This is a genomic window from Sphingobacterium psychroaquaticum (assembly GCF_900177625.1).
In the GTDB taxonomy this organism is placed as follows: Bacteria; Bacteroidota; Bacteroidia; order Sphingobacteriales; family Sphingobacteriaceae; genus Sphingobacterium; species Sphingobacterium psychroaquaticum.
In genome coordinates, this window is sequence record NZ_FXAU01000004.1 from 88,446 (window position 1) to 103,243 (window position 14,798).

Sequence of the window (14,798 nt, forward strand, 5' to 3'; positions counted from 1 at the left end):
TTCTAAAAAGTTAAGTTCACACCCAAGCTAAAGGACCGTGTTCTCGGGTAATAATTCCGATTATCAATACCTGGAGCTAAACCGCCCAGACCAACTTCGGGATCCACTCCCGTATAATCAGTCAGCACAAATAAATTTTGACCCGTTGCATAAATTCGAGCCTGTTTAAAATATTTATGCCCGGCGACAGCAAAACGATAACCCAGAGTAGCATTATCAAGCCTTAAGAAAGAACCATCTTCAATAAATCGACTAGAAGCAATCAATGGCGTTTCAAAAACACCTTCTTTAACCGCATCTTTAGAGATATTGGTTACGTTAGCTTGTTGAAGACGTGAAAGATCAGCACGCGTAGCATTGAAAACCTGATTGCCATACATTCCGCGGAAAAAGATATTCAGATCCCAGTTTTTGTAACGCAGATTATTGTTCCATCCATACGTGAATTTTGGCAAGGCATGTCCCATGATCTGGTAATCGTCCGGCGCAGAAATTTGATCCTGCGTCACCAGCTCACCAGAAGGTTTTTGATAAATGGTGCGTTTGGCAACCTCATCATAGCCAACGTACTTCGCGACATAAAACGTTCCCAAGGCTTGCCCCGGTAAAACGATGGCAGCCGTTTGTCCCGTCCACCCCTCTAATCCAATACCTCCTTCATAACGTTGAGAGACACCAATATTTTCAATATTAGAAGTCAATGAACCCACTTCATTTATATTTCGTGCAAAATTAACCGTTGTGTTGTACGAGAAATTGCTGTTACTAACCACCCGAGCATTCAAGACAATTTCAACACCTTTGTTACTCATCGTTGCCCCATTTGCGAGAAGACGATTAAACTGGTATGGTGGAGAAGGCACGTCATACTCGTACAATAGGTCTTTTGTTTCCTTATTGTAATACTCAACAGAACCGCCCAATCGTCCTTTCCACAGTTCAAAATCTAAACCCACATTGAACATCGATGTTGTTTCCCATTTCAGATCCGGATTCGCGTTTTGGTTTACACCGTAGGCATTCATCCATTTGCCATTATAAAGAAATTGACCATTCTGTGGACCAAAAATCACAATCTGACGATATGGATCGATATTCTGGTTTCCGGATACTCCATAACCAGCACGAATCTTCAATTCAGAGAAGAGCGTTTGATTTTCCATAAACGCCTCTTTTGTCAGGCGCCACGCGGCCGAAACCGAAGGGAATGTCGCCCAGCGATTATTTACGCCAAACTTAGACGAACCATCTTTACGTAACGAAGCACTCAATAGGTATTTTTCATTAAAGCTATAGCCCAAACGACCATAAAAAGAAATCAAGAGAGACTCCAATGTGGCCGGTGAATCCGTAAACGGATTATAGCCTTCCGGTAAAGTACCTAGGTTCAGGTTATTCGACCCCAGATCATCCGACATAAAACCAACCGAAGAAGCCCACATGCCATCATTGTTCTTCGTACGTTGATAGGAATAACCCGCCATAGCGTCAACGGTATGCTGTCCACGTGTTAGGTTGTAGTTCAGATAGGTTTCTAAAATTTTATCAATATGTTTGAGATTCGTCCGGTCACCATAACCACGTCCCAAAGCTTTAGAGTCAAAATCTGTTCGGTGCATATAATATTTCTTATCATAGTGCGTCCGCTGATAAGAAAGCACATTCGACCACACCAAGCCGTCCAAGATGGTCAGATCGGCCTTGAAATTTCCCAGCAATGTATTGTTACTTCTCGTTTCATCTCTTTGGTTCAGCATGGCTACTGGGTTCATATAATTCGTCCGTCCCGGTACTTGAAAATATCCGCCATATTGAACATACTCTGCTCCATCCGACATAATCGGGGAAGTAGGTAAATACCGGGCTGCCCCATTAAAGATACCATAGTCTACATGATCGGAATTATTGATGCTATTGGCCATATTAAAAGCAAGCTTCAGTCGGTTGTCAAAAGCAGATTGATCGATACCGGCGCGCGCAATAATACGCTCTATGCCATTCCGCTTAACAATACCTTGGTTATTGAAATAATTCACCGAAGCATTGTAACGCGTCCCCTCGGATCCACCTGTCATCGAAAGATTATGGTTGTGCGAAAACCCCGTTCTTGTAATCTCTTTCTGCCAATCCGTATCATAACCTGTTTCACTTCCTGCTACCGCCAAACCATGCTCCTCCACAAACATCTTATGTTCACTTGCATTCAAAACATTGACCCGGTTAGCCACCCGTTCCGTTGCAGCATAGCCACTATACGACAAAACTGGAGCACCGGCTTTACCGCGCTTAGTCGTTACGAAAATAACACCATTCGCCGCCCGAGAGCCGTAAATAGCTGTCGAAGAAGCATCTTTCATCACATCCATCGAAACAATATCATCGGGTGCAACAAGTTCAATATTCGCCCCAACAACACCATCAATTACATAAAGCGGAGCGGAACTCGCCGTTAAAGAGGATGGCCCCCGCAGCTGAATTGTCGCGCCTGCCGTAGGATCTCCACCAGAACGATTTACTGTTAACCCCGCCACTTTACCGGCCAAGAGTTGGTCCGGAGAACCCACAACTCCTTTGTTAAACTCCTCGGGCGTCACGCTCGCAATCGAACCGGTAACCTGCTTTTTCTTTGCCACCCCATATCCGATAACAACCACTTCCTCTAAAGCATCCATTCCATTACTCATTGTAAAATTGAGGACATTTTCGCCTGCTACCAGGCGTACAGTCTGACTTGAATTACTAAGTCCCATCATCTTCACCGTAATCGTATGGTTTCCCAACGGAAGATTTGAAATACTATACCTTCCGTCCATATCCGTGGAAGTCGCCTTTTTCGTATCTCCGATAACAACGGTTGCCCCCACAACCGGTTCTCCTTGTTCGTCGAGCACCCGCCCTTGTAGAATCACGCTCTGCACAACGCCAGCTTCCGCATGGCTCGTAAAAGCGCAACCCCATAGCGTAAGGAATAGGCTTAATACCCATCCACGGCATAAAGTAAATGTTTGCATAAAATCAATTGTTTTGGTTTATAGTTTATTATTTAATCATGCGATCCCTCCTATCGCACATGCTTTTATTTCACGCATTAGTACACCCCTATACACATCGTATATTCATGCACAATCATGCTTTAATGGGAACGTTCCCGAAAGTGATTGTAAAAACCCGCATCCCAATCCACCTATCCCATCCTTCTACGCTGTAAAAAAGGAATATCGGTAAATACTTTCGCACACTCCAATAAAATAAGATGATAGACATCCGGTGATAGCAAAAGCTTTGGATGCCGTGATTTATAATTGATCATCTTTACAAAATGGGAACGTTCCCATTTTGTAAAGCTAAAGATAGAAAATTGTTCTCAGCCTCCAAAAAAAAACTGCACAAAAAGTAGATTTGACTTTTCTTCCTACGAAAAACAATCGATTCCTCATTTATTTTCGCATCTTTAAGTCACAAACAGCGGCACCGCCCCGAGACGCGCTGCCCTGCTTTCTATCGTGAGAACGGTCTATGAAACCTAAACAAAAAATAGCACAACTTCTAAATTTAAGTATTGGATTTTTGGGAATCCAATCCGTTTTTGCTCTTCAGGCAGGGCATGCATCACGTATTTTTCAAACTTTAGGAGCACACCTCGAACAGCTTCCTCTTTTCTGGTTGGCGGCTCCATTAACAGGCCTTATTGTCCAACCTATTCTCGGTTTTTACAGCGATCGTACATGGACACGCTTAGGAAGGCGCACCCCTTTTCTCCTCGCTGGGAGTTTATTCACAATCTTCGCACTCATTTTGCTTCCTAATGCGCCAGCATTTATGTGGCTTGTTTCACCTTTGGTTTTTGCCGTGATGATGATGATCGTCCTAGACATTGCATTTAACATGAGTATGCATCCAATGCGTGCGCTAGTTCGCGACCAACTATCCCCAACACAGCAAGGACAAGGCTATGCTCTACAAACTTTTTTAATCGGCATTGGCGCTATCATTGGTTCTATATTGCCCTACCTTTTATCACAATATCTAGGTGTGCCTAAAACTGCCGAGACGGGCATAATTCCGCCAAATGTAAGGTGGTCTTTTTATTTAGGTGCCGCCCTCTTGCTGGTATGCATCCTATGGACTGTGTTCACCGTGCGCGAAAAGCAGTATTATTCAGCTGAAAATAAAGATGTGGATTCCACTATAGTATCATCAACCTCAGCCCCTAAGACCACAATCTTAACCAACATCCCAAAGGTCTTATTAAAACTAGGTTTGGTGCAGTTCTTTTCTTGGTTTGCGTTCTTTTCAATGTGGGTATTTACAACCTCTGCGGTTGCCCAGCATTTTTTCAAACTTCCGGTACGGGATACATCGTCAGCAGCATTCGCCGATGCAGCAAATTTAACAGGACTACTATTCGCAACATATAACCTTACCGCGACGGTCCTTGCCCTATTGCTCCCAAAACTGTATGGTTATCTGGGACAACGCAACACCCATACAGTAGCCCTATTTACTGGTGCTATTGGCTTTATATCCATTTATTACATGCCCACTACAACGCTGCTTTTTTTCTCCATGGTCTTAATAGGAATTTCCTGGGGCAGCGTCCTTTCTACGCCCTTCGCGCTATTAGCCAATAGCATCCCGTGCAAAAAAGTAGGATTATATATCGGTCTTTTCAACTGTTTTATCACGCTCCCCCAAATTGTAAATGGACTGATTGGTGGCTGGCTGATGAAACACATATTTGATAACCAAGCCATTTATGCACTATCTCTTTCCGGTGTATTCATGCTTTGTGCGACGGTGGCCAATCTATGGCTTCACAACGATAAACCTACAGGCGCGAAGAGTCCCTAACCACAAGTTCGGATGACAAGACAATTTGTGGCTGCAGTCCTCCAGAATCGACTCCAGACAACTTATCCAACAAGATATTTGCCGCGTGCTCGCCAATCTGAATAGCGGGCTGCGTTATGGTACTTAAGCTTGGGTTTAGCAACTCGGCAATCTCTAAGCTGGAAAACGCAACAATTTTAAGATCCTCCGGAATCCTGATCCCCTGATCCCGGCATACATAATATGCCGACACGGCTAGACGTTCCACGGAAGCCAAAACCCCATCTGGATTTTGCTCCGCAAGAAACGTTTTTAAAATCAAAGCATTCTCATCATATGCATTCGAACAATCCGCGATAAGCAACTCATCCGTCGGGAGACCTCCATCATGCAGAGCATCCATATAACCTTGCATCCGTGTCTTACCAATCGACTGTTCCTTGTTCACCACCAAATAAGCAATCCGCTTGCAACCATTGGCAATCAAATGTTGTGTCGCCAAGTAACTACTATCGTAATCATCCGTCACAACAGTTGGCAGTTCAATATCATCATACACCCGATCGAAGAGAACAACAGGCAGCCAATCGAAATCCACCCGATTTAAGTAACTATGATCCTCCGACTCACCACTTACCGACATCAAAACACCATCGACACGCCCATTCGAAATGCTACGAATAAACTCCTTTTCCTTTTGGATATCATCATCCGTTACGAAAATCAAAATATGATAACCTTTGGTTTTTGCAACGCGTTCCACGCCCTGAATAATCTGGGTAAAATAATTATTGGCCAACTCCGGCACCACCACCGCAATCGTCTTGCTTTTTTGCTCCCGCAAATTGCTTGCGTAGTGATTCGGTCGGTAATTTAACTCCTTAGCCATCTTCAAAACCCGTTCTTTGGTCGTCGGATTAATATCGCTATTATCTCGAAAAGCACGCGAAACAGTAGATTTGGACAGATTTAAGGCTTTGGCTAGTTTAATGATATCTATCTTACTCATAAAATGATTAGCTACACGAAAGTAAAGAATATTCTAAACTTTCAATATAAAAAAATGGACGATTAAATCGTCCATTTTTCACATGTATCTAAAAACGCTTGTTCCACATCGGCCCCAATCCCAGGCGCATCTGAGATAGAGATTCGATATCCGTTATATTGGATACCTCCCACAATTGGATCTTCCAAATGACCAACCATACAAGTATCTAAATCAAAAAACTTAACATTCGGAGCCGCATAGGCAAAGTGCACTTTTGCAGCCAACGCCAATCGAGATTCTAACATCCCTCCAATCATACATGGAACACCATATTCAGCAGCGATAGCTTGGATCCGTAGTGATTCTGCAATCCCTGTCGACTTAGAAAACTTAATATTAATATAATCGCAGGCATCATTCCGGCATAGACGGTCCGCATCCCGATGCGAATAAACAGATTCATCTGCCATAATCGGAACGATGGTCTGCGTGCGAAGCTCCGGCAACAAATGATCATTATAAGTCCGCATAGGCTGTTCACAAAACTGAATCTTAAACGGTTCCAAACCAGTAAGTGCTTCGACTGCCCCTTCAAAAGACCATCCTTGATTGGCATCAATTCGAATAGGAATATCAAAGCCTACAGCCTTCCGGATTTCCCGAATACGTTGGATATCATCCGCCGGCACTTTCCCTAACTTCACTTTGAGCGCCTCCGCGCCACCTTCTTTCAACACCCGTGCTTTCTCCGCCATAACCGCTGGCGAAGCAATCCCCAGCGTGATATCCGTAACAATTTCGCGCTTCGTACCGCCCAAAAATTTATACAACGGTAGCCCGGCATCCTTCGCTGCGATATCATGCAATGCCATATCAAAGGCAGATTTTATCGTACTATTTCCTGCAATAAACAAATCCAACTCCGCCATCCGTTCACTGATATCCAGCGGATTTTTATCCCGCCATAATGCAGCAAAATCGCGCGCAAGCACCAAGCAGGTTCCTTGTGTTTCCCCGACAATCATGGGAAAGGCAGAACATTCACCTACCCCATAAATACCTGTATCAGTAAAGATACGGACGAACGTATTCTGTGCATAGTCCATCGTACCTGTTGCAATAACAAAGGGCTCCATGGGAATGCTAAAACGGTATATTTCGGTTTTTATAATGCGCATAATAGATAAAATAATAAACTGATTAAAACAGGCTAAAGCTCGCTTAAATAAGTGAAAAGTCAAAATTTATAGCCAAACCTCTTTCGATTATTCGTCGCAACAGAAATATGACAGAATGATATTTCAGGATTCCCTCAATCAACCAACAAGAATACAAAATCTATAAAAAAATGAAGTTTGATTGAAAAATAATCAACAATATTTAATAATTATTATCAAAAACATAAATTTATAATAATAAAATTTCTATATTAGCAACCTAATATTTTGAGGAGACGATGATTAACGAAAGAATACCAGAGCAGGGGCTTTATAACCCAGACTTTGAACATGACGCTTGTGGTGTGGGGTTTGTTGCCCACATAAAAGGAAATAAGTCGCATCAACACGTTCGCGACGCCTTAACCATGTTGGAGAATATGGAACACCGGGGAGCTTGTGGATGCGATCCTGAAAGTGGTGATGGTGCCGGAATTATGATTCAACTGCCCCATGAATTTCTATGGGAAGAATGTATCAATCTAGGTATCCAACTCGAAGAACCAGGCTATTACGGAACAGGGATGCTTTTTTTACCAAAAGAAGCCGACCTCAACAAACTATGTCGCGAAACAATCGTAGAAGCTACCCAAGAAAGAAATATGAAGTTCTTAGGTTTCCGGCCTGTTCCGGTAAACCGTGAAGGGATAGGCCCTACTGCGCTTGGTGCAGAACCTGAAATTGTTCAATTCTTCGTTTCCCGTCCTGAAGGAGTTTTAACGACAGAAGATTTCGAAAGAAAACTCTTTGTATTAAGACGCCTAATTATTCAAAAAATAAAAGAACACCAAGCTTACCCGCTCCCTCTCTATATCGCGTCGTTATCTTGTAAAACGATTATTTATAAGGGACAGCTTACCACCTATCAAGTCGGCAGCTATTTTGAAGATCTGCGCGACCCAAGAGTGGTATCTGCTTTTGGCTTGGTTCACTCTCGTTTCTCCACAAATACGTTCCCATCGTGGTCCTTAGCGCAACCTTTCCGCAATATCGCACACAATGGAGAGATCAATACTTTAACGGGTAACCTCAACTGGTTCTACGCAGGTGTTCGTTCCTTATCTTCGCCCTACTTCACGGATGAAGAAATGCAGATATTACTTCCTGTTGTGGACCGTGGACAATCGGATTCGGCATGTCTAGATAATGTGGTGGAGCTTCTGCTCCATAGTGGACGCAGCTTACCGCATGTCATGCTGATGCTCGTTCCTGAAGCTTGGGACGGCAACACGCAGATGGATCCGTTAAAAAAAGCATTCTACGAATATCATGCAACGCTGATGGAGCCGTGGGATGGACCAGCAGCATTATGTTTTACCGACGGAAAAACTATTGGTGCGACATTAGACCGCAACGGTTTACGTCCATTACGCTACGCCGTCACTTCCGACGATCGCGTAATCGTAGCATCCGAAGCTGGCGCTTTGCCGATTCCGGAAAGTTCCATCATAAAAAAAGGAAGACAACAACCCGGAAAAATATTCGTTGTCGATATGGAGGCCGGCTGCATCCGTTCAGATGAAGAAGTAAAAGGAGAGCTTATCCGTCAACAACCGTATGGTGAGTGGCTGAACAATTATAAAATACGCATGGATGAATTGGAAGATCCACGTGTTACCTATACGTACCTCAAGAAAGAATCCGTTTTTAGGTATCAACAAGCTTTTGGGTATTCCCGTGAAGATTTGGAAACCATATTAACACCGATGGCTTTAACAGGGTATGAACCGATTGGCTCTATGGGAACCGATGTACCTTTAGCGATTCTATCGGACCAACCGCAACATCTATCAAGTTACTTTAAACAGTTCTTTGCGCAGGTTACCAACCCTCCGATAGATCCCATCCGGGAACGCTTGGTCATGAGCTTGGCAACATTTATTGGAAATGCAGGAAATATACTGATCGAAGACAAAAAATTCTGTCACTGCGTCACGCTAGAACATCCCATCCTAACTTCCAGCGAATTAGAAAAACTACGGTCTATTGATACCGGTATATTTCAAGCAAAAACACTTCAATTATATTTTAAAGCGGATGGCAAGCCCGGTTCCCTAGAAGCAGGACTAGAGCGTCTTTGCCGCTATGCCGACGATGCGGTACGCGATGGCTTCGAAGTCATTATTTTATCGGACCGCGCAATCGACTCGCAACATGCTGCAATCCCTTCTATCTTAGCTGTTTCAGCGGTACACCATCACCTGATAAAAACAGGAAACCGGGGTGCGGTCGGTTTAGTCGTGGAAGCTGGAGATGTTTGGGAAGTTCACCATTTCGCGTGTTTACTCGCTTTTGGCGCTACTGCAATCAATCCATACATGGCTTTAGCTACAATCCGTACGCTCAAAGAACAGGAATTAATCGAGACAAACTTAACCTGGGATGATCTCAAAAAGAATTATGTTAAAGCGATCTGTGCTGGCTTACTGAAAATATTCTCTAAAATGGGAATCTCGACGTTACAGTCTTACCATGGCGCCCAAATATTTGAGGTTCTAGGTATTGATTCAAGTGTTGTTGACCGATATTTCTGCGGTGCAGTCTCCCGAATCGGTGGCTTAACACTCGATGATATCGCCACCGAAGCACTGGCGAAACACTGGCGTGCTTTTGGAAATAACCGTATTGAGAAAAAGCTTCTACCTGAGGGCGGACTTTACCAATGGAAACGTCGTGGCGAAGGTCACCTGTGGAATCCAGAAACAGTGCATTTATTACAAAAAGCATGTCGTGATAATGATTACGATGCCTACAAAAAATATGCATCGATTATTAACAACCAAAAAGAGCGTATGTTTACCTTACGTGGCTTATTGGATTTTGCAAAGCATCGTACCGCTGTTCCTTTAGATGAAGTAGAACCTGTCGAGCTTATCATGAAACGCTTTGCAACGGGCGCCATGTCGATGGGTTCCATATCCACGGAGGCGCACAGTACGCTGGCAATTGCCATGAACCGAATTGGTGCAAAAAGCAACACCGGCGAAGGTGGAGAAGATGATGCGCGCTTCGTGCGTTTACCAAACGGAGATTCTATGCGCTCGGCAATCAAGCAAGTGGCATCGGCACGTTTTGGGGTCACCTCGCATTACCTCACCGAAGCGGATGAGATCCAGATAAAAATGGCACAAGGTGCAAAGCCAGGTGAAGGGGGGCAGCTCCCAGGCGACAAAGTGGATGATTTCATCGCCCGATTACGTCACGCCACCCCTGGTGTCGGACTCATCTCGCCACCACCACACCACGATATATATTCGATTGAGGATTTAGCGCAATTGATTTTCGACCTCAAAAATGCGAACCGTGCCGCACGGATTAACGTAAAACTTGTTTCTAAAGCCGGGGTAGGCACAATTGCTGCGGGTGTAGCCAAAGCACATGCCGATGTTATCCTGATTGCAGGTTACGACGGTGGTACAGGGGCCTCTCCTATCAGCTCCATAAAGCACGCAGGTTTACCTTGGGAGCTAGGGCTCGCCGAAGCACACCAAACCCTGGTGCAAAATAAATTGCGCAGTCGCGTAGTATTACAGGCTGACGGGCAGATGAAGACGGGTCGTGATATCGTCATCGCAGCACTGTTAGGGGCGGAAGAATGGGGTGTTGCTACCGCAGCTCTAGTTGCTGGAGGCTGCATCATGATGCGTAAATGCCACTTGAATACCTGTCCGGTTGGCGTGGCGACACAAGATCCTGAACTACGTAAATTATTTTCAGGAAAACCAGAGGACATCGTAAACTTATTCCGTTTCCTTGCAGAAGAGATACGTGAAATCATGGCGGAACTGGGCTTCCGCACCATCAACGAGATGGTCGGCCGTGCACAATTCTTAAAGAAAAGAGAAAACAATCAGCATTGGAAAGCATCCAAAATAGACTTCAGTAAATTACTGCATGTCGCCAGAAATGAGCCAAACGAATCACTGTACAATACGCAAGAGCAAGACCACGGCTTAAGCATGATTTTAGACTGGGGATTACTAACGCAAGCTAAAATCGCCTTAGAATCTAAAACACCGGTATTTGGCACTTTCTTGGTAAAAAACACAGATCGTACAGTCGGCACGATGTTGTCCAATGAAATCTCTAAGCTTTACGGTGCAGAAGGTTTACCGGATAACACCATCAATTTCAAATTTGAAGGATCTGCCGGACAATCTTTCGGAGCGTTTGGTGCAAAAGGGCTTTCATTTGAACTAGAAGGAGAGGCGAACGATTATGTTGGAAAGGGACTTTCTGGTGCACAACTAGCTATCTACCCGACAAAAGATAGTCCGCTTACTGCACATGAGAATATCATCATAGGAAACGTAGCCCTATATGGAGCCACATCAGGTCATCTGTTTATAAACGGTATGGCCGGCGAAAGATTTGCGGTCCGCAACTCTGGAGCTACGGCTGTAGTCGAGGGAATCGGTGATCACGGATGTGAATATATGACGGGTGGGCGCGCACTTATCCTTGGTCCAACAGGACGAAACTTTGCTGCAGGGATGAGTGGTGGTATCGCGTGGATCTACGACATCAACGGAACGTTCCGCGAAAACTGCAATCAAGAAATGGTCGATCTGGACCCTTTAGATACAGAAGACGAAAACACGATTATTGCTTTACTGAAACGCCATATCCTTCTTACAAACAGCGAGAAGGCGAATGATATTTTACAACAATGGTCGAAGGAGAAAAACAAATTCATTAAAGTGTTCCCGCGTGAATACAAGAATGTTTTACGCAGAAAATTAGTGGAGGCATAGTACAGACACAAGATTTAGCTACACGGAGCCCTTCGGGGTTTGTATCTAAAAAAGTAGAAACAACAACAGATCATGGGAAAACCAACAGGATTTTTAGAATTTGAACGTACGCTTCCACAAAAGGATGCTGTAGAAAATAGAAAACAAAATTATCAGGAGTTCGTCAACAGCTATTCTGACGACCAACTGAATAATCAAGCAGCACGTTGTATGAATTGTGGCATTCCTTTTTGCCACTCGGGCTGCCCACTAGGCAATGTGATTCCTGAGTTCAACGACGCCGTGTATGACGGTCGCTGGGAAGACGCTTATTTAATCCTCTCCTCCACCAATAACTTTCCAGAGTTTACAGGTCGGATTTGTCCAGCACCGTGTGAAGCGGCCTGCGTATTGGGGATTAATAAATCGCCTGTATCCATCGAGGAAATCGAAAAGCACATCATTGAAATCGCCTACAAAAAAGGATATGTGCAGCCAAATAAAAGTTTCCTCAAAACAGGGAAAAAAGTAGCTGTTGTCGGTTCAGGTCCAGCCGGACTCGCTGCCGCAGCACAATTGAATAAAGCAGGACATGATGTGGTCGTTTATGAGCGGGACGATAAGGTCGGAGGGTTGCTTCGTTATGGCATCCCAGACTTTAAACTAGATAAGTCTGTTATTGATCGTCGAGTCGAGGTCATGGAACAATCGGGTATTGAATTCCGTACCAACGCAGAAGTAGGAAAGAATGTACATGTAAGTGAGCTACAGTCTTATGATGCTGTGATCTTAACAGGTGGCTCCACCATACCACGCGACTTACCTATACCTGGCCGTGAATTAAAAGGGGTTCATTATGCGATGGAGTTCTTAAAACAGCAAAATAAACGCGTAGGCAGTTCTCCTATTGAGGTTGAAGAAATTCATGCCCAAGGTAAAAATGTCCTCGTTATCGGTGGTGGCGATACCGGTTCTGATTGTGTTGGTACCTCCAACCGACACGGTGCAACCTCAGTTACTCAATTTGAGCTTATGCCACAACCACCGAAAGAGCGCACAGCAGCTATGCCATGGCCAACATACCCGATGTTGTTAAAAACAACCACATCGCATGAAGAGGGATGTCAGCGTTTTTGGAGCATCAATACCAAAGCTTTCTTAGGAGATGAGAAGGGAAACCTTCGCGCTGCCTTAGTGGTAGATTTGGAGTGGGAAACAGACACCTTCGGACGACCAACAAAGTTTCAGGAGGTTGCAGGTTCCGAACGCGAGTTACCGTGTGAACTCGTAACCTTGGCAATGGGATTCTTACACCCACAACATCAAGGTCTTTTGGAACAGCTTGGCGTTAAATTGGACGGCCGTGGAAATGTAGAAGCCACAGAAGGAGAATATAAAACCTCTGCCGACAGAATATTCGTTGCCGGCGATATGCGCCGCGGTCAGTCACTCGTTGTCTGGGCTATATCCGAGGGACGCGAATGTGCACGTAAGGTGGATGAATACTTGATGGGTTATTCCGAGTTGGAGTCCAAAGATAAAATAGTCTCATACGCTTAATTTCATATACTTTAGTACGTTCTAGTACAAAAGTAAAAAAGCCGGATTCCCATCCGGCTTTTATTATTTATTAAGGTTTTGTATTTCAAAGTTGTAGACCAAACTCCGAAGGGCTCTACGCAGCTATATCTTGTAATTTACTTTTTTAGACACAACATCTTACGTCTCTACTATAACAAAATCTTATTTCTTCACCTCTCTACACCTATACCTCTACATCCTTTTACCGCTTCACTTCTTTACCTCTGCACTACTTCTCCTCTTCTTCACCTCTATACACCTTCACCCTTTTACCGCTTCACTTCTTTGCCCCTTCGCCTCTTTACCTCTCCCCACAACAAACCAACAACAACAAACTACTTCGGTGCTTTATCTTTTAACCACAACGCAATAACGAGAAATAAAACATTAGGAATGAGAATAGCGATCAACGGGTCTAACCCACCCTTGAGAGAGAACATGGTAGAAAACTGCACCAGCAGAAGGTAGGTAAAACTTAAGGCTATACCAATACCCAAACTAAGACCGATCCCACCACGCACTTTTTTTGAAGATAGAGACACCCCCATTAATGTTAAGATGAACGCGGAGAAAGGTCCAATATATCGTTTATATTTTTCCAACAATAAGTCTGTCATCATGCCCGTCCCGCGTGTTTCCTCTTTGCTAATCCGTTCATTCAATTCCTTCGTATCCATGGCCGTAAAGACATTATCATAGACCTCAAAATCACGCGGCAGCATATCCAATGTTGTATCTCGGACGGTACCATTCTCCATGGTCTCTTTAAAACCATCGATCTTACGCACGGTATAATCTTCAATCTTCCACTTCGTCGCAACTGAATCCCATGTAATACGCTGCGCCATCAATTTCTCTACTAATTTATCCCCATCGAATTTCTCCAAAGAAAAATCGTAACCAATATTAGTCCGGGTTTCGAAATTCCCAACATACACATAGGTATTCGAATCTATTTGCATATGGGTAGATAAAGTCGATGAGCTTACCTTTTGGGGTTTTACATACACATTTTCAAACTGTACTTTTACCTTGTTCGTGTAAGGAATAACCCACAGGTTCAATACTAAGGTAAAAGAAAATATCAATCCCGCCGAGATCATATATGGCCGCAGGAATCGGTTGAAGCTCATTCCTCCACTCAGGATTGGAACAACCTCCGTTTGATCTGCCATCTTTGAGGTAAAGAAAATAACAGCAATAAAATTGATTAGCGGAGTAAGCATATTCAGGAAGAAAGGAATACTTCCCAACGCATAATACTGAAGAAAGACCTTTGACATCGGCGCTTTATTCTTCAGAAAATCATCCAGCTTTTCCGATACGTCAAACACCACGATCACCACAATAAAAATACCCACTGTGAATACGAAAGTACTCAGGTATTTTTTGATGATATAGCGATCAATAATGTTCATCTTCCGAAATCAAAAATAGTAAGTTTAG

Annotated in this window: 7 protein-coding genes; 3 read left to right on the plus strand and 4 right to left on the minus strand. The window is 43.9% G+C overall.

Annotation, left to right across the window (positions count from 1 at the left end):
• Positions 1–2: 2 nt before the first annotated feature.
• Complete coding sequence (locus B9Y69_RS11510; RefSeq protein ID WP_085473120.1) at positions 3–3,011, minus strand: SusC/RagA family TonB-linked outer membrane protein; 3,009 nt, start codon at positions 3,009–3,011, stop codon at positions 3–5.
• A 505-nt stretch (positions 3,012–3,516) separates the two neighbouring features.
• On the opposite strand from B9Y69_RS11510, the gene B9Y69_RS11515 reads away from it, so the two are divergent.
• Positions 3,517–4,851, plus strand: coding sequence for an MFS transporter (locus B9Y69_RS11515; RefSeq protein WP_085473121.1), 1,335 nt, complete (start codon positions 3,517–3,519; stop codon positions 4,849–4,851).
• Here the strand turns inward: B9Y69_RS11515 and B9Y69_RS11520 are convergent.
• Together B9Y69_RS11520 and B9Y69_RS11525 are read right to left on the minus strand one after the other, a co-directional pair.
• On the minus strand, positions 4,829–5,839 hold the full coding sequence (locus tag B9Y69_RS11520) for a LacI family DNA-binding transcriptional regulator (protein WP_085473122.1): 1,011 nt from the start codon (positions 5,837–5,839) through the stop codon (positions 4,829–4,831). The genes B9Y69_RS11515 and B9Y69_RS11520 overlap by 23 nt on opposite strands.
• 62 nt (positions 5,840–5,901) lie before the next feature.
• Positions 5,902–6,999, minus strand: coding sequence for a mandelate racemase/muconate lactonizing enzyme family protein (locus tag B9Y69_RS11525; protein ID WP_085473123.1), 1,098 nt, complete (start codon positions 6,997–6,999; stop codon positions 5,902–5,904).
• A 278-nt stretch (positions 7,000–7,277) separates the two neighbouring features.
• On the opposite strand from B9Y69_RS11525, the gene gltB reads away from it, so the two are divergent.
• Both gltB and B9Y69_RS11535 read left to right on the plus strand, forming a co-directional pair.
• Positions 7,278–11,792, plus strand: a complete 4,515-nt coding sequence (gltB, locus tag B9Y69_RS11530; RefSeq protein WP_085473124.1) for a glutamate synthase large subunit — start codon at positions 7,278–7,280, stop codon at positions 11,790–11,792.
• Positions 11,793–11,864: 72 nt separating this feature from the next.
• A complete protein-coding gene (locus B9Y69_RS11535; protein ID WP_085473125.1) occupies positions 11,865–13,331 on the plus strand; it encodes a glutamate synthase subunit beta in 1,467 nt (488 codons plus the stop codon).
• A gap of 356 nt (positions 13,332–13,687) precedes the next feature.
• Here B9Y69_RS11535 and B9Y69_RS11540 read toward each other — a convergent pair whose 3' ends face one another.
• Positions 13,688–14,770 carry an LptF/LptG family permease gene (locus B9Y69_RS11540; RefSeq protein WP_085473126.1) on the minus strand — a complete coding sequence of 361 codons (1,083 nt, stop codon included), beginning with the start codon at positions 14,768–14,770 and terminating at the stop codon, positions 13,688–13,690.
• Positions 14,771–14,798 lie beyond the last annotated feature (28 nt).